Source organism: Bacillus sp. FSL P2-0099 (genome assembly GCF_038007445.1).
GTDB lineage: Bacteria > Bacillota > Bacilli > Bacillales > Bacillaceae_G > Bacillus_A > Bacillus_A mycoides.
This window is the reverse complement of the sequence record NZ_JBBOXE010000001.1, coordinates 333,547-351,753: the sequence shown is the minus strand read 5'-3', so window position 1 is coordinate 351,753 and position 18,207 is coordinate 333,547. Positions and strand designations below refer to the sequence as shown.

The 18,207-nt window shown below is 36.2% G+C and carries 18 protein-coding genes and 1 riboswitch; of the genes, 5 read left to right on the top strand and 13 right to left on the bottom strand.

Annotation, left to right across the window (positions count from 1 at the left end):
• Positions 1-48: 48 nt before the first annotated feature.
• The 7 genes from gabT to MKY90_RS01855 form a co-directional block, all read right to left on the bottom strand.
• Positions 49-1,413 carry a 4-aminobutyrate--2-oxoglutarate transaminase gene (gene gabT, locus MKY90_RS01885; protein WP_176523424.1) on the bottom strand — a complete coding sequence of 455 codons (1,365 nt, stop codon included), beginning with the start codon at positions 1,411-1,413 and terminating at the stop codon, positions 49-51.
• Positions 1,414-1,568: 155 nt separating this feature from the next.
• A complete protein-coding gene (locus MKY90_RS01880) occupies positions 1,569-2,315 on the bottom strand; it encodes an HAD family hydrolase (RefSeq protein WP_098167876.1) in 747 nt (248 codons plus the stop codon).
• Positions 2,316-2,509: 194 nt separating this feature from the next.
• The gene (locus MKY90_RS01875; protein WP_002010051.1) at positions 2,510-3,415 is read right to left on the bottom strand and encodes a diacylglycerol kinase; all 906 of its coding nucleotides are present in this window, start codon (positions 3,413-3,415) and stop codon (positions 2,510-2,512) included.
• Positions 3,416-3,936: 521 nt separating this feature from the next.
• Positions 3,937-5,364, bottom strand: coding sequence for an Asp-tRNA(Asn)/Glu-tRNA(Gln) amidotransferase subunit GatB (gene gatB, locus MKY90_RS01870; protein ID WP_002010050.1), 1,428 nt, complete (start codon positions 5,362-5,364; stop codon positions 3,937-3,939).
• A gap of 14 nt (positions 5,365-5,378) precedes the next feature.
• The gene (gatA, locus tag MKY90_RS01865) at positions 5,379-6,836 is read right to left on the bottom strand and encodes an Asp-tRNA(Asn)/Glu-tRNA(Gln) amidotransferase subunit GatA (RefSeq protein WP_002010048.1); all 1,458 of its coding nucleotides are present in this window, start codon (positions 6,834-6,836) and stop codon (positions 5,379-5,381) included.
• Positions 6,837-6,850: 14 nt separating this feature from the next.
• Complete coding sequence (gene gatC / locus MKY90_RS01860; protein WP_000086999.1) at positions 6,851-7,141, bottom strand: Asp-tRNA(Asn)/Glu-tRNA(Gln) amidotransferase subunit GatC; 291 nt, start codon at positions 7,139-7,141, stop codon at positions 6,851-6,853.
• A 141-nt stretch (positions 7,142-7,282) separates the two neighbouring features.
• Positions 7,283-7,519 carry a YiaA/YiaB family inner membrane protein gene (locus MKY90_RS01855; protein ID WP_002029490.1) on the bottom strand — a complete coding sequence of 79 codons (237 nt, stop codon included), beginning with the start codon at positions 7,517-7,519 and terminating at the stop codon, positions 7,283-7,285.
• A 231-nt stretch (positions 7,520-7,750) separates the two neighbouring features.
• Here MKY90_RS01855 and MKY90_RS01850 point away from each other — a divergent pair, with 231 nt between their 5' ends.
• The 4 genes from MKY90_RS01850 (at position 7,751) to MKY90_RS01835 (ending at position 10,373) form a co-directional block, all read left to right on the top strand.
• On the top strand, positions 7,751-8,233 hold the full coding sequence (locus tag MKY90_RS01850) for a MarR family winged helix-turn-helix transcriptional regulator (protein WP_000942491.1): 483 nt from the start codon (positions 7,751-7,753) through the stop codon (positions 8,231-8,233).
• Positions 8,234-8,461: 228 nt separating this feature from the next.
• Positions 8,462-9,643 carry an ArsA family ATPase gene (locus tag MKY90_RS01845; protein WP_098167877.1) on the top strand — a complete coding sequence of 394 codons (1,182 nt, stop codon included), beginning with the start codon at positions 8,462-8,464 and terminating at the stop codon, positions 9,641-9,643.
• A complete protein-coding gene (locus tag MKY90_RS01840) occupies positions 9,636-9,827 on the top strand; it encodes a DUF3926 domain-containing protein (RefSeq protein WP_002091335.1) in 192 nt (63 codons plus the stop codon). Before MKY90_RS01845 ends, MKY90_RS01840 begins: the two co-directional genes overlap by 8 nt.
• A gap of 63 nt (positions 9,828-9,890) precedes the next feature.
• The gene (locus tag MKY90_RS01835) at positions 9,891-10,373 is read left to right on the top strand and encodes an HXXEE domain-containing protein (RefSeq protein WP_098167878.1); all 483 of its coding nucleotides are present in this window, start codon (positions 9,891-9,893) and stop codon (positions 10,371-10,373) included.
• A 167-nt stretch (positions 10,374-10,540) separates the two neighbouring features.
• Here MKY90_RS01835 and MKY90_RS01830 read toward each other — a convergent pair whose 3' ends face one another.
• The 3 genes from MKY90_RS01830 to MKY90_RS01820 are packed head-to-tail and all read right to left on the bottom strand — an operon-like array spanning position 10,541 to position 13,091.
• On the bottom strand, positions 10,541-11,395 hold the full coding sequence (locus MKY90_RS01830; protein ID WP_002029488.1) for a MetQ/NlpA family ABC transporter substrate-binding protein: 855 nt from the start codon (positions 11,393-11,395) through the stop codon (positions 10,541-10,543).
• Between the two features lie 21 nt (positions 11,396-11,416).
• Complete coding sequence (locus MKY90_RS01825) at positions 11,417-12,082, bottom strand: methionine ABC transporter permease (RefSeq protein WP_002091343.1); 666 nt, start codon at positions 12,080-12,082, stop codon at positions 11,417-11,419.
• Positions 12,072-13,091: a methionine ABC transporter ATP-binding protein gene (locus MKY90_RS01820; protein ID WP_341090170.1), complete on the bottom strand. Its 1,020-nt coding sequence runs from the start codon at positions 13,089-13,091 to the stop codon at positions 12,072-12,074. The genes MKY90_RS01825 and MKY90_RS01820 overlap by 11 nt, the downstream gene beginning before the upstream one ends.
• Before the next feature lie 125 nt (positions 13,092-13,216).
• Positions 13,217-13,321: riboswitch (SAM riboswitch) on the bottom strand.
• Positions 13,322-13,562: 241 nt separating this feature from the next.
• On the opposite strand from MKY90_RS01820, the gene MKY90_RS01815 reads away from it, so the two are divergent.
• Positions 13,563-14,108, top strand: coding sequence for a cysteine hydrolase family protein (locus MKY90_RS01815; RefSeq protein WP_002124889.1), 546 nt, complete (start codon positions 13,563-13,565; stop codon positions 14,106-14,108).
• A 330-nt stretch (positions 14,109-14,438) separates the two neighbouring features.
• On the opposite strand, the gene pruA is transcribed toward MKY90_RS01815, so the two are convergent.
• The 3 genes from pruA to MKY90_RS01800 all read right to left on the bottom strand — a co-directional run bounded on the left by pruA (position 14,439) and on the right by MKY90_RS01800 (position 18,201).
• Positions 14,439-15,986 (bottom strand): L-glutamate gamma-semialdehyde dehydrogenase, encoded by a 1,548-nt coding sequence (gene pruA / locus MKY90_RS01810; protein WP_002124887.1) that lies wholly within the window; start codon positions 15,984-15,986, stop codon positions 14,439-14,441.
• Positions 15,987-16,139: 153 nt separating this feature from the next.
• The gene (locus tag MKY90_RS01805; protein WP_341090167.1) at positions 16,140-16,910 is read right to left on the bottom strand and encodes a TSUP family transporter; all 771 of its coding nucleotides are present in this window, start codon (positions 16,908-16,910) and stop codon (positions 16,140-16,142) included.
• A 94-nt stretch (positions 16,911-17,004) separates the two neighbouring features.
• Positions 17,005-18,201 carry a CamS family sex pheromone protein gene (locus tag MKY90_RS01800; RefSeq protein WP_063217654.1) on the bottom strand — a complete coding sequence of 399 codons (1,197 nt, stop codon included), beginning with the start codon at positions 18,199-18,201 and terminating at the stop codon, positions 17,005-17,007.
• Positions 18,202-18,207: the final 6 nt, after the last annotated feature.

Below are 18,207 nucleotides of genomic sequence, written 5' to 3'. Positions count from 1 at the left end.
CGCCTAAAAAGAAAAGCTTTATGCCCTTTTTTAAGTTATCCCAATTCTTTATACACGAGCGATATTTGCTTGCTCATAACAAGCTTGCAATGATTCTTCAATTATTGTTAAACCTTCCTCAAGTTGCTCATCTGTAATCACTAATGGCATTAAAACACGAATAACATTTCCATATGTTCCTGCTGATAGTAGAAGTAATCCATGCTTATTTGCTTCTGCACATAAATTAGACGCTAATGTTTTATCAGGCGCTTTCGTTTTGCGATCTTGAACGAGCTCGAATGCACACATTGCCCCTAAGCCGCGCACATCACCGATGCAATTATATTTGTTTTTCATCTCTTGGAATCGGTTCATTACGACTTTCCCTACTTCTATCGCTCTATCATTTAATTTCTCTTTTTCTATTACATCAAGCACAGCTAATGCAGCCGCACATCCTAGTGGGCTTCCTGCATATGTTCCGCCCAGTTCTCCCGGTGCAGACTCATTCATAATTTCTTTACGTCCAATCACGCCACTTATCGGTACACCAGCACCTAATGATTTAGATACCGTAATTAAGTCTGGAACGACATCATAATGATCAATTGCAAAGTATTTTCCGGTACGACTAAAGCCTGTTTGAATTTCATCAGCTACAAATAAAATACCGTGCTCTGAACAAATGCTGCGTACTTCTTGAACGAATTTCTTACTTGGAACGATAAATCCGCCTTCCCCTTGAACAGGTTCCATTACAACTGCTGCAATTGTTTCTGGTGCTACTTCTGATATGAAGAAGTTCTTCAACTCTTCAATGATAAAGTCATCATACTGCTCTTCTGTTAAACCTTCTGGGCGACGGTATTCATATGGGAATGGCGCTTTATATACTTCTGGAGCAAATGGGCCAAATCCAAATTTATATGGTTTTACTTTACTTGTCATCGTCATTGTCATTAATGTACGCCCATGAAATCCTTTAGAAAATGCGATAATTCCAGGTCTCTTCGTATATTTACGAGCAATCTTCACTGCATTTTCAACCGCTTCTGCCCCACTATTTAAAAACAGCACTTGTTTATCGAAATTACCTGGCGCTAACGCGGCAAGCTTTTCTGCCAATTCAATATACGGCTCATACATCATCACATTAAATCCAGTATGAATATATTGATCTACTTGTTTATGAAGCGCTTCTTTAACAGCTGGATGACAGTGTCCTACATTAATTGTCCCAATTGCTCCTGCGAAATCAATGTACTGATTTCCATCCACATCTGTTACGAGTGCACCATTTGCAGACTGTACAAATGTTGGAATACCATTACTTACTCCTTTTGGTACTATATTTTGGCGGCGTTCTAATAAAGACGCTGCTTTCGGTCCAGGAATTTGTTCATTTACTTTAGCAAATTTTTTTGTGTTCATTGTGTACCCCATCCTTTTCTATACAATGTTTTCTCTTTATATTGCAAGATGTATGCCAACTTCCTCTTTCTAGTATTCATCCCATTCTCTTACTATCTCGGCATAAAAAAATAAGTCTATAAAGACTCATATAGAGTCCTTATAGACTTATTCATTTATACATTAGACTTTCCTTGTTCCCAAATAAACTCACCTGAATGAGAAATTAAATCTTCAACAGATTGTAATACTAAATCTGCAAGTGGTTCTAACGTTTGACGATCACCCGTACCAGATAGTACGCCAATCGCATAACAGTCGCCACCATTTTTCGCTAAATGTAAATCCGTCGGTGTATCCCCGATGACTGCTACTTCACATGTCTCTAAATTAAATCTCTCACAAAACGATTCTACAATTTTTTTATCTGGCTTCTGTGCTGGAAATGTATCTGAAGCTATAACACAATCAAAAAAAGCTTCCAATTGATATTGCTTTAAAAATAATTCTGTCGGCGCGAAATCATCAGCTGTAACGACACCTAGAATAAACCCTCTATCCTTTAACGCTTGTAAAACTTTCGGTAAATCTGCCGTCATTCTCATATGTGAACGATGCTCGTACATAAGAGCAAACAACTTTTCACTCACCCATTGATGCATCTCTTCTTCTCTAGATGATGCAATATACTTACAAAGCCCCTTGGCCACATCAAGACTCGTTCCAGCAGCGAGCGCACTACGCGGATGAACAAATACTCCATCTACGCCAATCTCTTTTAATAAAGCCTGCTGCATTGATTCTGGTAATTGATATAAATTTATACATTCTGCAACAAGCTCTTCAGCTACTTTTATCCAAATTGAATGAAAATCCATTAATGTCCCGTCTTTATCAAATAATATTGCTTTTACCTTCTCCATAGCATCCTACCTCTCATTTCTTATCTCTTCCAGTGTATCAATAAAATATGGATATAAAATAAACGGATTGTAAAAATACCATAAAAATCAAACTAACTTACAATTTACAATTCATCTGCACATAGAGAAACTTTAATCAGTGAGGGAATCTTATTACTCGCAAATAGTGAGGTGAAAGCAAAAAAAAGATGCCTTTACAGGGCATCCTCTTGATGTTCAGGAACAAATAGTTCCAGACAATGATATATATTTTCAAATTCCATTGGTGCATCTCCGCCATATTCACCATCTAAGTTGATCATTAATTTATCAGGTGAATGCACTTTAATACGATTCGCTTGTGTATATAGTACTTTCGGATTGTTAATATGTTCCCCACGCTGCGCTTGTGTTGCTGCTTTAATTAAATCAGCGATAGAACCTTTTTTCAGTACTAATAAATCAAATAATCCATCGTTAATAGATGCATATGGTGCTACTTTTTCGAATCCACCAACTGAACGAGTATTCGTAATTAAAAACATCGTAATTTCTTCTTGTAGCAACTTCCCATCATACTCAATTTCAACATATGTTGGATGTAATGATGGTAACATTTCGATTCCTTTTAAATAGTAAGCAAGTTGGCCTAATACCGTTTTTAGCTTGCTTGGTACTTCATATGTTAATTCTGTAATACGGCCGCCACCAGCGATATTAATGAAATATGTATCATTTGCTCTACCAAGATCTAACGGTACCGTTGTTCCTTCACAAATAATATCCGCAGCCTCTTCAATAACACGAGGTACACCGATCGCACGCGCAAAATCATTTGTCGTTCCAACTGGAATAATTCCAAACTTTGGACGATGCTCATGTCCTACTAAACCGTTCACTACTTCATTTAACGTACCATCACCACCAGCTGCGATAACAACATCAAACTTACGATCCGCAGCTTGCCTCGCTGCCACAGTCGCATCTCCAGGACCAGTTGTCGCATGACAAGACGCTTCATATCCAGCTTGTTCTAATTTTTGTAATACTTCTGGTAAGCTCTTCTTAAATAGCTCGCGCCCAGAAGTAGGATTATAAATAATTCTTGCTCGCTTCATCATTTATTAGCACAGGAAATTCCTTATTCATTGAAAAACGAATACACCGAACCCTTATTCAGTATCCCTATGCTTACCTCCTCTCATCTTCCTATCCTTCTTTAATTCCGCTCAAACAGGCAGTAAGAACCCGATTCGTGTGGCCCATCAAAAGTAACTATTCACGCCTGATAGTTTTGCTTTATTTAACCAAGAAATTTATCCCGCTATTTACGGGCAGTAAAACTCTCACATCAATTTACATATAATGAATAATAATTATCTATTATTTCATGAGATGAAAAAACTCTCTATGTCTAGATTTATCATTATTCCCACCTTTTTGCAACTATCATACCATAGTTGCTATACAAACATTTTTTCACTTTTGACAGTTAATCAAACGTTTGTTTAAATTATTTTTCACCATTTAAACAAACGTTTGATTAACTCAGAAAAAACACCCAAATACGGGTGTTTTTTCTGTTTAATCTTTAAGAACCTATACTATTTTAGCGTTCAAAAATAAGAATTCTTCTCTTTTTTTAGCGCTTATTAATCTCTTCAAGTAAGATTTTATTAACAAGCGGTGGATTTGCTTGTCCTTTTGTAGCTTTCATAATTTGACCAACTAAGAAGCCAATTGCACGGTCTTTACCGTTTTTAAAGTCTTCAATAGATTGCTCATTATTATCAAGAATTTCTGTTACAACCTTACGAAGTGTTCCTTCGTCAGAAATTTGAACCAGACCTTTCGCTTTAACGATTTCTTCTGGGTCTCCACCTTTTTCAATTAATTCATTAAATACTTTCTTCGCGATTTTAGAAGAAATTGTACCTTTTTCAATTAATTGAACCATTTTAGCTAAGCCAGCTGGCGTTAATGCAACGTCTTTTAATTCTTTTTGTTGTTTGTTTAAGTATGCAAGTACTTCACCCATTAACCAGTTTGATGTTAATTTCGCATCAGCACCGTCTGCAACTGTTGCTTCAAAGAAATCAGACATCTCTTTCGTTAATGTCAATACATGCGCATCATAAGCTGGTAAGCCAACTTCTTCAACATAGCGAGCTTTACGTGCATCTGGAAGTTCTGGAATAGAAGCACGAATTTCTTCTTTCCACTCATCGTCGATGTAAAGTTCAACTAAGTCTGGCTCTGGGAAGTAACGGTAATCGTCAGATCCTTCTTTTATACGCATTAAGATTGTTTTCTTCGTTGCTTCGTCATAACGACGTGTTTCTTGTTGGATGATACCACCAGATAATAATTCTTTTTCTTGGCGCACTTGCTCATGCTCAAGACCTTTTTGCACGTAAGTGAAAGAGTTTAAGTTTTTCAGTTCTGCTTTTGTACCGAACTTCTCTTGTCCAACTGGACGAAGTGAAATATTCGCATCACAACGAAGAGAACCTTCTTCCATCTTACAATCAGATACACCTGTATATTGAATGATTGATTTTAACTTCTCTAAGTACGCATATGCTTCTTCTGGAGTACGCATATCTGGCTCAGATACGATCTCGATTAAAGGCATACCTTGACGGTTGTAGTCTACTAATGAACCGTCAGCTGCATGCGTTGATTTACCAGCATCTTCTTCTAAATGAAGACGTGTAATACCGATACGTTTCTTTTTACCGTCTACTTCGATTTCAATCCAACCATTTTCACCAATTGGCTTATCAAATTGAGAGATTTGGTAAGCTTTCGGATTATCTGGGTAGAAATAGTTTTTACGGTCGAACTTCGTTTCCGTTGCGATTTCACAGTTTAATGCCATTGCAGCTTTCATTGCAAAGTTAACTGCTTCCTTATTTAAAGTAGGAAGTACCCCTGGGTATCCTAAGTCAATTACACTTGTTTGTGTATTTGGCTCCGCTCCGAATTCTGTTGGACTCGCAGAGAAAATTTTCGAATTTGTTTTTAACTCAACGTGAACCTCTAAACCAATAATTGTTTCTAAATTCATCTATGCTCGCCTCCTTACAGACTTGCTTTTTTTGTATGATAGTCTGTTGCTTGCTCAAACGCATGTGCAACGCGGTAAATCGTCGTTTCATCGAAGTGTTTACCAATGATTTGTAGACCAAGTGGCATGTTGTTAGCACCGAATCCACATGGAACAGAAATCGCTGGCACACCCGCTAAGTTTACTGGAATTGTTAAAATGTCATTTGCATACATTGTCATTGGATCGTCCACTTTTTCGCCCACTTTAAATGCTGGAGTTGGCGTTGTTGGTCCAATAATAACATCGTAGTTAGCAAATACATTTTCAAAGTCATTTTTAATTAATGTACGTACTTGTTGTGCTTTTTTGTAATATGCATCATAGTAACCAGAGCTAAGAGCAAATGTACCAAGCATAATACGACGTTTTACTTCATCACCGAAACCTTCGCTACGTGTATTTTTGTAAAGATCTAATAAGTTATTTACATTATCAGAACGAACACCGTAACGTACGCCATCAAAGCGTGAAAGGTTCGCAGATGCTTCAGAAGAAGATAATAAGTAATACGTTGCTAGAGCGTATTTAGAGTGCGGAAGAGATACTTCCTCCCAAGTTGCGCCCATACCTTCTAACACTTTTAAAGCAGCTAGTACTGACTCACGAGCTTCTTCGCCAACACCTTCGCCTAAGTATTCTTTCGGTACAGCAATACGTAAACCTTTAACATCGCCTGTTAAACCAGCTAAGTAGTTTCCTACTTCAACGTTTGCAGAAGTTGCATCCATACGGTCAATACCTGAAATAGCTTGTAATAAGTATGCATTATCTTCTACTGTACGTGTAATCGGTCCGATTTGGTCAAGTGAAGATGCGAATGCTACTAATCCGTAACGAGATACGCGTCCGTAAGTTGGTTTTAAACCTACAACGCCGCAATATGCAGCTGGCTGACGGATAGAACCACCCGTATCAGAACCTAGAGAGAATAATACTTCTCCTGCTGCTACTGCTGCTGCAGAACCACCACTAGATCCGCCTGGAACGTAGTCTAAGTTCCATGGATTTTTTGTAGCGTAGAAGCCTGAGTTTTCATTTGAAGAACCCATTGCGAACTCGTCCATATTTAATTTACCGATTGTAACTGTGTCAGCAGCTTTTAGCTTTTGTACAACTGTCGCATCGTAAATTGGATCGAAGTTTGCTAATATTTTGCTCGCACAAGTTGTACGAAGACCGTTAGTTACAATGTTATCTTTTACACCAATTGGCATACCGAATAATAAACCATTATCCTCAGCACCAATCTTTGCATCTAATTCTTTCGCTTTCGCGCGTGCATTTTCTTCATCTAATGTAAGAAAAGCTTTTACGTTATCTTCAACATCCGAAATACGTTTGTAAGATTCTTCTACTAAATCCGTAACGGAAATTTCTTTGTTGTTTAACTTCTTATGTAACTCTGATACAGAATGATCAAATAATGACATCGAAATTCCCTCCTCTATTCTAATACTGCTGGAACACGGATTTGATTATCTTTGTGATCCGGTGCATTTTTTAATACTTCTTCTACTGGTAAACCTTTTTCTGGTACATCTTCACGCATAACATTTTTCATAGTTAATACATGAGTTGTTGGTTTTACATCAGTTGTATCTAATTCATTTAACTGTTCTGCAAATGTAACAATTGCATCTAGTTGTTTTTGAAATTTTTCTGCTTCTTGATCAGTAATTGCAAGACGTGCTAAATGTGCTACGTGCTTTACATTCTCAACGGAAATTCTTGACACGGCTAGGCCACCTCCATAATATATCGTTCAATCTACAATACTATTGATGATACCAAATTTTCAGTACTTCAAGCAAGTCAACACACGGCACTTACGGCATTTTTACATAAAAAAAGAAAGGCAAGTGCCTTTCTTTACAATTTACTCTTTATCTAACGATTTATTTTTCGGAAATCTTTCATTATCTTCCTCATTATCACGAATTGTTTTTTGTAATACAAAACAAGACATCGTTAAAAATAATGTTCCGATTAAATAGTACCCTTTTACACTAAGCGTTTCATCTAACGTGTAAATCCCAATTAGCATTCCTGAAAGCGCACAAACAAATGAAGTCCATGCTAAAAACGTGAACGCTTGCGTATTTCGTCTTCTCATCGTTCTCCCCCTCGTTAGCTGTACACCTATTATAGATAAATATATTTATCACAATGGTTTTTTATGTAAAATCATTTTTCTATTTATTAATCTGTCACAAAAAAATTCTATTTTGAAGATAATTTTCTTTCTAATCTGAAAAAAACAGTTAAAAACATTGACATTTATTTCAATTCCACATAAAATAAAAACAAATATTACGAACCTCGAAATATACGGGAGTGGAAATAATTGTTACAATATGAACATTTTTTAGACTTACTGCTAGATAACGCCAAGAAACTTTTCTATCCTGAAGAATGGGTAAGTCTTGATTTAACACTTTCCAAGACAGAAGTATTTTGTTTACTTTGGATGGAGCGAAATACGGATATTACAATGACAAAAATTGCTGATCTTCTTGATATACCGATGAGTACAACAACGGGCGTTGTAAATCGCCTTGTAAAAAAGGGATATATTGAACGCTACCGGAATGAAAGCGATCGACGCATTGTATTAATTCGTTTAACAGAAAACGGCGTAATGCTCGTTCAAGAAGTAAAACAAAATGCGGCCCATTACTTTAGCCTAGTGACAGATGCATTGTCAGAAGAAGAAAAAGCATTCTTACTACAAATATTCCAAAAGATCATGAATCACATTGCTACGTCACAGCAAAAAACAGAAGAAAAGGTTTCTACACCTAAAATGAAAAACATTCCGATTGAATAAAGTGAAACTTTAATCAGTGGGGGTTTTTCTCATCCCTCACTGATTATTAGTTGAACCAATCGGGCATTTACGGACAGTTGACCTCCCACCTAATTTGTTTGCTCCAGTCGAATTTTTGAGCGGGAGTCTTACTGCCCGTTAATGCGGGATAAGACCCTAGTTGGGTTTTTATTCAATTAAATATTTCGACACTCGTAATATTCGAAATTCGAAACAAAGGGGATATTAATGATGAGAATTATTCTGTATACAGGTAAAGGCGGCGTTGGAAAAACTAGCATTTCAGCAGCAACAGCAATCCAAAGTGCAAAACAAGGATTAAAAACATTAGTAATGAGTACAGATCCTGCTCATAGTTTAGGGGATTCATTTGGCATAAAACTATCTTCTAAGCCACTAGAAATTCGCGAAAACTTGTGGGCACAAGAAATTAACACTATTTATGAAATGGAAAAAGGCTGGGGGAAATTGCAGAAATACATTACACTACTCTTCACTTCAAAAGCAGCTGATGATATTACAACAGAAGAATTAACGATGTTCCCTGGTATGGAAGATTTAATTAGCTTACTTCGAGTACTCGATTACTATAAACACAACACTTACGACGTCATCATTATTGATTGCGCACCGACTGGAGAAACTTTAGCAATGCTTAGCTTTCCAGACATGCTCGGCTGGTGGATGGAAAAACTCTTTCCTATTAAAAGGAAGATTTTAAAAGTTGTTCGTCCTGTAGCTCAACCAATTCTTGGTGTCCCCCTTCCAACTGATGATATTATGGACGAATTAACGAATACGCTTGAACAGCTCGGAGAAATGAGAGATATTTTATCAAACCGAAAAGTAACGAGTATTCGCGTTGTTGTAAATCCTGAAAAAATGGTCATTAAAGAAGCTCAGCGTAGTTTTACTTATTTAAACTTATACGATTATAACGTAGATGCCATTATGATTAACCGCGTCATCCCTAACACTGTTACCGACCCTTACTTTCAGGCATGGAAAGATACACAAAAGAAATATAAGGCGTTAATTAAAGATAGTTTTCAGCCACTTCCTATTTACGAAGCTCCCATGTTTGAACAAGAAGTTGTTGGTTTAGCTATGTTAGAGCGTGTAGGAAATGCTTTATTTAAATCAGACCCTTCTCCTACTGAAGTGAAATTTAATGGCCGCACACAATATGTAAAAAAAGATGGTGATGAGTATATTTTCGTTCTGTCCATTCCCTTCTCAAACAAAAGTGAACTTTCATTAAATCAAAAAGGTGATGAACTTATTATTCGAGCCGGCTCTATGAAGCGAAATATCACCTTACCAAAAACATTAACACACCTTTCTATTCAAGGAGCTAAGTTTGAAGATGATGTACTAAACATTCGGTTTGGAGGTGTAGTACATGCATGATGAATTACTAAGAAAGGTAATTCGTACAAAAATAAAAATCGGTATGCGTATATTAGAAGAGCTACCGAATCCGATTCAGCAATCAGCTAAGCACGCACTAAATATTTTGCAAGAGGAGCTCTCCTCCTATGCTGAAGAACAACCGCAACCTGAGAGTAATTTAAAAAGCATCATAATTGAATAACTATACCCTTGTAGAAAGCCTTTTCTTATAGGCTTTCTATCCCTTTATTGGAGCTGATATAAGTTGATAAAAACATCTTCAACAAGACATTTCACCACTAATACAATCTGGCTAATCCCCCTTCTATTCTTTTTTCATAACCTTGAAGAAGCTTTCCAAATGTCACAATATATCGCTAATCGATTTTCGATCCATTTTATAACTAACAAACAATTTTTCATTGCAATTTCCATATTAACAACCTTCGTCTTACTCATAGTCATTCTATATCAATTAAGCATCATATCTTCTATTTATTTGATCATTTTTATACAGGGCTGTATCTTCTTTAACGCCGTTCAGCATATTATCTTGTATTTCATTTATCGTTCTTATAATCCAGGAGTAATCTCAGCATCTATCATTATCCTATTTTCTCTTTTCTTATTTTCATCAAAGAAACTATTAATCCCTAAAAAGAAATTAGCAAGTACACTCATTTTTAGTTTAATCTCTTACCCAATCATAATTTGGATTTCCTTATTATTAGCCAGCTGCTTTAATTAAAAAAAGACCAGGAAAACTCCTGGTCCATCACTCTACTTAACAAACATTGGATTCTATGTTATACAAAATTAGAAGGTACAGAATTAGGGTTTTGTTTGTTAAGTAGATTATATGTTGAACGAGCTAACAGCGGAGGGGTTCCTACTGTTAGTCGTTAAACTCAATAATTATTTTACGATTTTTTCAAGCTCATCAAGTGAAAGATCTACTGAAATTGAACCATCATTTGTTTCTTTCTTAATTGCATCTGTTACTTCTTTTGAATGGTATAACTCAATTACTTTTTTCAGTGTTGGATCATTTTTATCTTTCGTACGAGCTGCGAAAATATTAATATAGGCCTTTGCATTTTCATTATTTGGATCTTCTAAGAAAATTGGATCCTTCGCTGGGTCTAATCCAGCTTGACCAGCAACACCGTTATTAATAACTGAAGCCGCTACATCTTTTAACACACGAGGTGTTTGCTGTGCGATAACCGGTGTAACTTTTAGCTTCTTTGGATTTTCAGCGATACCACTTGGATCCCCAAATAGACCAAAATCTTTCTTAAGCTTTAATAATCCAGCTGCATCAAGAAGTTTTAATGCACGTGCTTGGTTCGTTGGATCATTCGGAATAGCAATTTCCGAACCATCTGGGATTTCATTTGCTTTCTTATATTTTTCAGAGTATAAGCCCATCGGTGCAATTTGCGTTGTACCAACAGCTGTAATATCTAACTTATGCTCCTTTTTAAATTGCTCTAAGAAAGCAATGTGCTGGAATGAGTTTAGTTCAATATCTCCATCAGCTAACGCTTTGTTGGGTGTTGTGTAATCAGAGAACTCAACCAGTTTAATTTTAATCCCTTCTTTTTCAGCTTTTTTCTTTAAAATTTCCCAAACGTCTCCATCTGTTCCAGTTACACCGACGCGAACTACTTTCTCTTTCGCTCCTGCACCTGTGTCTCCACCTGAGCAGCCGCTTAATGCTGTAATTCCTACGATCGCTGATAATGCAAATGCTAAAATTTTCTTCATTTTCTTTTCCCCTCTTCCTTTTTATGATCTGCGTAAAAAGACTTTCGCAAAGTAGTTCCCTAAATTTTGAGCCACCTGTACAAGAATAATAAGTAAAACGACCGTTACAAACATAACTGACGTATCAAAGCGTTGATAACCATATGTCATTGCTAAGTCACCAAGACCGCCACCACCGACAAGTCCTGCGACTGCAGAAAATTCAATTAAACCGACCGTCATAAACGTGACACCTAGGATCAATGGTGCTAAAGCTTCTGGTACGAGGATTTCAAAAACAATTCTAAGTGGTGAAGCGCCCATTGCTTGTGCTGCTTCAATTACTCCTTTCGGAACAGAAACAAGATTGGTTTCAACCATTCTAGCAATACCAATTGATGCAACTAACGTCATTGGGAAGATTGCTGCAGCCGTTCCAATCGTCGTTCCAATAACACTTCTTGTTAGTGGGCTTAAAGCTACTAAAAAGATAATGAATGGAACCGGACGAATTGTATTAATTATGATATTAAGAATAGAAAAGACCCATTTATTTTCTAAAAAATTTCCTTTTCTCGTTACATACAATAGTAAACCTAGAGGTATACCAAGAATTGTAGCGAATATAAGGGTTACAATTACCATTAAGAGGGTATCCCCCGTCGCATCTAATATGCGAGGCCAAAATATACTCCAATCAACTCGCATGAGCTTCTACCTCCTTCAGCTGCACTTGCAGTCTTAGATGTTGTAATGCTTTTTGAATTTCTTTCTGTTCACCTTGTAGTTCTACAAGAAGATTTCCAAATAGCACATTTTGGAGTTCAATAATATTTCCATAAAGAACATTTACATCGACGTTATAGTTTTTCGCAATATATGATAGTACAGGCTGTCCTGTCTCTTCCCCAGTAAAAGTCAGGCGATAAATCTGACCTCCGTTTTGAATTTTCGCTAGAACACTTTCTGGTAAGTGATCATTAATAACAGAGCGTACAAAATTTTGAGTGGTCTTTGTTTTTGGTTGTGTGAAAACGTCAAACAGTTTTCCTTCCTCAATTACTTTTCCTTTTTCCATAACGGCTACACGGTGACAAATTTCTTTCACAACGTGCATTTCATGTGTAATAAGTAGGATCGTTAAATTGTACTCTCTATTTACTTTCTTTAATAAATTTAAGATTTCTGTTGTTGTTTCCGGATCTAAAGCTGATGTTGCCTCATCACATATGAGAATATCCGGTGATGTCGCAAGTGCTCTTGCAATCCCAACACGCTGCTTTTGTCCACCTGATAACTGTTCTGGATAATAGTTCGCTTTATCTTCTAAACCAACAAATTTTAGTAGTTCATTCACTCTTTCTTTTATCTCATTCTTCGGCAATTTCGCTAACCTTAATGGATAAGCAATGTTCCCAAACACCGTTCTTGAATTAAATAGATTGAAACTTTGGAAAATCATCCCAATTCCTTGTCTTAGTGTCCGTAATTCTTTCGCCGATAATGATGTAATATCTTTATCATCTATTGAAATTGTTCCTGCAGTTGGTCTTTCTAACATATTTACTAAACGTAATAGCGTACTCTTTCCAGCACCACTAAATCCGATAATGCCAAAAATTTCGCCCTTTTCAACTGACAGCGTTACATCCTCAACCGCATGAACAGATTGCCCACCTGATTCATATACTTTACTTACATTGTTAAAAGAAATCATTTTCTTCCCTCCTATATGCTGTAAAACTTGAAGTAGAGCTTTCGAGGTAAAATAAAAAGTGCTCTCCTCCTTATCAGTAATAAAAGATAAGAAGGAGAGCACTTTTATATGTACTCATTCACATCTTCTCATCTTCCAAGCCTTTATAGGCTTGCTGGAGTTAGCACGGTATTAAAAAACCCGTTGCTGAGGTATCGTAGGGCCAGTCCCTCCACCTCTCTGGATAAGAGTGTATCGATTTAATTGTCGTTTAATTAAGTCTTATTATAGAACTCAGAATAATGAGAGTCAATACATTTTTCGGAAAAATATTAATTATTTCTCTATTTAGATTTTCAAATAAAAAGTAACAATACAATAGTGATTTTTAAAGTTATGTAAAATCCTTCTCACTCATACTTTTAAAAAGGAGAATCTTCTCTATTCATTGAATAACATTATTTGAATATGAAATCGGAGGAAGATAGATATATGAAAACAGCTCTTTTGCTCGTCGACATTCAAAATGATTATTTTCCAAGCGGAATGATGGAATTACGTAATCCAGTAGAAGCAAGTGAATATGCTAGTCAGCTACTACAACATTTTAGAATAAGAAACGAACCTATTTTTCATATCCAACATGTAGCTATAAAAGATAGCGCTACTTTTTTCCTACCCAATACAGAAGGTGTCCATATTCACGAAAATGTCCGTCCACTTAGAGAGGAAACCGTTATCCTTAAACATTATCCAAATAGCTTCCGAGAAACTGTTCTTCTAGAACAATTACAACGTTCAGGAATTGAGCACGTCGTAATATGCGGGATGATGACCCATATGTGTATTGATGCTACAGTAAGAGCTGCTTTTGATTTTGGCCTTCACTGTACCGTAATACACGATGCTTGTGCTACAAAAGATCTTTCATTTAAGAATGTTACTATACCAGCTGTTTATATTCATAATACAATTTTGGCGAGTTTAAATGGAGTATACGCAAATATAATGAGTACAGAAGAATTTTTAGCGACCTAAAAAAACACTCCTTTCAGTTAGCAAAGCCGAAAGGAGTGTTCTCTTGTCTAACCATAGATTTTCTTTCAAATTGTATTATACAGGAAATCCTCAAAATGAATACTAAAAAATATGACTAATAAGTCCATTTTTCTCGCTGTTTTGTTTCTATTTTCATGTTTATCCCGATATTAATAGGGTTTAACTAATTCAAAAGAACAAATAGTAATATTTAGAAACCTTTTCTTGATTGAAATTAACTAGCTTCTATAAAATCGATTGCTTCTGCTATAGAGAGTTTCTCAAAAAGAAAAGATCTTCACAGTCTGTGAAGATCTTTTCTACTATTTCTTATAAAGTTTCAGAAGTAGTTTTTGCTTGCATGTGAAGCGCTAAGTAATCAGGGCCACCAGCTTTAGAGTCTGTACCAGACATGTTAAAGCCACCGAATGGTTGGTAACCTACGATTGCACCAGTACATCCACGGTTGAAGTATAAGTTACCAACGTGGAAGTCTTCACGTGCTTTTTCAATATGGTCACGGTTGTTAGTAACAACTGCTCCTGTTAAACCGTATTCAGTATTGTTTGCAATTGCAAGTGCATGATCAAAGTCTTTTGCTTTACAGAATGCTACTACTGGTCCGAAGATTTCTTCTTTCATTAAGCGAGCATCTTCTGCAACGTCAGCAACGATTGTTGGTTGGATGAACCAGCCTTTAGAATCGTCTCCTTCGCCACCTGATACGATTTTACCTTCTTCTTTACCAATTGCAACATAGCTCATTACTTTATCGAATGCAGCTTGGTCATTAACAGGTCCCATGTTAATATCTTTTGCATCTGGGTTACCTACTGTTAATTCTTTTGTTAATTCAACAGCACGATTTAATACATGATCGTATACATCTTCATGGATTACTGCACGAGAACATGCAGAACATTTTTGTCCTGAGAATCCGAATGCTGATGCAACGATAGATTTAGCTGCTAATTCAAGATCTGCCTCTTTATCAACAACGATTGTATCTTTACCGCCCATTTCAGCGATAACACGTTTTAACCAAATTTGTCCTGGGTTTACTTTTGCTGCACGTTCGTAAATACGAATACCTACATCGCGAGATCCAGTGAAGCTAACGAAACGTGTACGAGGGTGATCTACTAAATAGTCACCAACTTCAGAACCATTACCTGGAACGAAGTTTACTACGCCAGCTGGTAAACCAGCTTCTTCTAATACTTCCATAAATTTCGCTGCTACTACAGGAGTTGTACTAGCTGGTTTTAGTAATACTGTGTTACCAGAAACTACGGCAGCTGTTGTCATACCTGCCATAATTGCGAATGGGAAATTCCAAGGAGAAATGATAACACCTACTCCTAATGGAATGTAAGAGAAACGATTATATTCAATTGGACGGCTTTCTACTGGAATACCGTCTTTTAATTTCAACATTTGACGAGCATAATATTCCATAAAATCGATTGCTTCTGCTGTATCAGCATCTGCCTCATTCCATGGTTTACCTGCTTCTTTTACAAGAATAGCAGAGAACTCATGTTTTCTACGACGAACGATTGCTGCAGCACGGAATAAAATATCTGCACGCATTTCTGGTTTTGACTTTCTCCAAGTTTGGAATGTTGCATCCGCTACTTGCATTGCTTTTTCAGCTAATTCACGGCTTGCTTTTGAAACACGACCAACAAGTTCCTCTTTATTTGCAGGGTTTACAGAAACAATTTTATCTTCTGTAGTGATTTTTTCTCCCCCGATAATTAATGGATAGTCTTGTCCAAGATAAGATTCTACTTTCTTTAAACCCTCTTCAAACGCTAATTTGTTAGCCTCTACTGAAAAATCTGTAAATGGCTCATGTTTGTATGCTACTACCATCTTTTTAGCCTCCCCTTAGAAAAACGTTTACATTTTACAACATTATTCTACACGATAATTTAGATTTATTCAAATATTCCTAGACTTATATTTTAAAAATTAATAAATTTTTAAAATATAATAAAAAAAAGAGATTCATACATACGTATGAATCTACAAAATATGAGTATATTCCAAAACATTTTTCCCGATTAATAAAATAGTAACTAATAAAAATAAAGTCCTTACATATCCAACACCTTTTTGAACCGCAAACTTCGATCCAAAATAAGCACCTAAAATCATTGATAAGCCCATAATTATACCGTATTCAAAATGAATCACATCTAAAAATAAAAAAGTAATTAAAGATACGATATTACTAACGAAGTTCAAAAGTTTTCCAGATGCTGCCGCTTGAATAAAATCCAAACCAATTAATAAAAATGCAAAAATTAAAAAGGATCCTGTCCCTGGTCCAAAAAATCCATCATAAAATCCTATCATTAAAATAACAAAGAAAAACATTAATGTTTTTCCTTTTGTCATCTTTTTATAGGTAGATGCACTTCCCCAATCTTTTTTCGCAATAATATAAATGGCAATAAAAACCAACATTACGAGTACTAGTGGACGCAAAATATCAGGCGGAATAAACTTTACTACTAAAGCCCCTGCGACTGCTCCAATAATAGTTAACGGGATTAACTTTCCTACAATCCGAAAATTCACCTTACCTGATCGAATAAAATAAATTGTGCTCGTAAGCGTCCCCATCGTTGCAGCTAATTTATTCGTTGCGATTGCCGAAGCTGGTGATAAACCAACAAACATAAGTGCAGGAAGCGAAATTAATCCTCCCCCTCCAACAACCGAATCAATAAAAGCTGCTAAAAACCCGAATGCAACTAATAAAATAATGACTTGAAAGCTTAGTTCTTCCATGACTTTGCCCCTTACCCCTTTATTTGTAACATTTAAAATTATAACAAAATTTTTCAAGAAAAAAAGCTGTTCCTTTATGGAACAGCTCTCATCTTTAATCTAAAATTTTCACAAATGGTTCATCTTGCTTCGCTTCACGTATAATAATTGCTTCTGGACGTTCTACAGATTTAATTGTTACTTGTACTTTCATATAATTCGGGAAGTATTCCATAACAAGTCCAGCTACATATTGTGTAAAACCAATTACTTCAGCTTTCCCATTGAATTGGACAGGAATATCGAGCTTCATTTCTCTTAATTCATCATCTCTATACATTCCAGTACCGATAACAGCTGTATAATCGCCTTGGAAATACTCACTTAACTTCGCTTTAAAGTTTGACACCCTTGCAAGGTCTTCACGTTTATTATCCGCTTTTGCCTGTTCTGACGGGAACAAATAATATTTCTCATTGATTGGTTTCCAATCCTCAACCGTTTCACTACCTTTTTCTACCTTAGCATAAGAAACAAAATTCCCTGGTACAAGCGAAGACTTTGGACCTTGACGATAAATCGCAAATGTAACCGGAATATTTTTTATTTCAGGCTTTTTTTGCTGCATTACTTTCAAGATTTCTTGGGCCATCCTTTTCCCTTCAGCTAACATTTTTACATCTGGAATTGCAGCCTCACGCGGATAACCATGCTCTTCCTCATAATATTGAACAGAATTCATCGCTAATCCAACTACAATGCCACCACGTTCAACATCGTTCTCACCTTTTCTTACATAATAATCATGCTCTAAAATATTTGAGATATACATTGGACTTTTTTTATTCTTTACTTCTAGCGATTCTGATCCTTCACTTAAGGCTGGATTCAACCCTACATTCGGAAATTTAACTGCATCTTTTTTCAACTTGTCCTCTAGCTCTTTTTGTTCAGCGTCTGTACGCTTTCTTTTTACAAGCATTTGAACACTTTGAGTATCTAAAACGTCTCCGCCTTTAAAGAAATAATCTTTCGTGCTAAATGATTCTTTGGCAATACGCATTAATCCTGTTTCAAATTCATCTACATCTAGACGACTATTTAAACCTTGCACAACTAAACCACGTGCAGATCCTGCATTAAATGGAACTGTTGTCTTATAATATTCATCCGAAATCGAGTATTTTGGGATAACAGCTTGCTCTTTCGCTTTCCCCGATTTCTCAACTGTTTTTTCATCTTTATTAGAACCAATGCTACACCCACTTACAAGTAGGCTAAGACTTAATACCGCTAACGCTATTTTTTTCATCGTAAG

Bases quoted from the DNA above. Each gene is read 5' to 3' on its own strand.
- gabT (WP_176523424.1), bottom strand. From the start codon at position 1,413: ATGAACACAAAAAAATTTGCTAAAGTAAATGAACAAATTCCTGGACCG.
- MKY90_RS01880 (WP_098167876.1), bottom strand. From the start codon at position 2,315: ATGGAGAAGGTAAAAGCAATATTATTTGATAAAGACGGGACATTAATG.
- MKY90_RS01875 (WP_002010051.1), bottom strand. From the start codon at position 3,415: ATGATGAAGCGAGCAAGAATTATTTATAATCCTACTTCTGGGCGCGAG.
- gatB (WP_002010050.1), bottom strand. From the start codon at position 5,364: ATGAATTTAGAAACAATTATTGGTTTAGAGGTTCACGTTGAGTTAAAA.
- gatA (WP_002010048.1), bottom strand. From the start codon at position 6,836: ATGTCATTATTTGATCATTCTGTATCAGAGTTACATAAGAAGTTAAAC.
- MKY90_RS01855 (WP_002029490.1), bottom strand. From the start codon at position 7,519: ATGAGAAGACGAAATACGCAAGCGTTCACGTTTTTAGCATGGACTTCA.
- MKY90_RS01845 (WP_098167877.1), top strand. From the start codon at position 8,462: ATGATGAGAATTATTCTGTATACAGGTAAAGGCGGCGTTGGAAAAACT.
- MKY90_RS01840 (WP_002091335.1), top strand. From the start codon at position 9,636: ATGCATGATGAATTACTAAGAAAGGTAATTCGTACAAAAATAAAAATC.
- MKY90_RS01830 (WP_002029488.1), bottom strand. From the start codon at position 11,395: ATGAAGAAAATTTTAGCATTTGCATTATCAGCGATCGTAGGAATTACA.
- MKY90_RS01825 (WP_002091343.1), bottom strand. From the start codon at position 12,082: ATGCGAGTTGATTGGAGTATATTTTGGCCTCGCATATTAGATGCGACG.
- MKY90_RS01820 (WP_341090170.1), bottom strand. From the start codon at position 13,091: ATGATTTCTTTTAACAATGTAAGTAAAGTATATGAATCAGGTGGGCAA.
- MKY90_RS01815 (WP_002124889.1), top strand. From the start codon at position 13,563: ATGAAAACAGCTCTTTTGCTCGTCGACATTCAAAATGATTATTTTCCA.
- pruA (WP_002124887.1), bottom strand. From the start codon at position 15,986: ATGGTAGTAGCATACAAACATGAGCCATTTACAGATTTTTCAGTAGAG.
- MKY90_RS01805 (WP_341090167.1), bottom strand. From the start codon at position 16,910: ATGGAAGAACTAAGCTTTCAAGTCATTATTTTATTAGTTGCATTCGGG.
- MKY90_RS01800 (WP_063217654.1), bottom strand. From the start codon at position 18,201: ATGAAAAAAATAGCGTTAGCGGTATTAAGTCTTAGCCTACTTGTAAGT.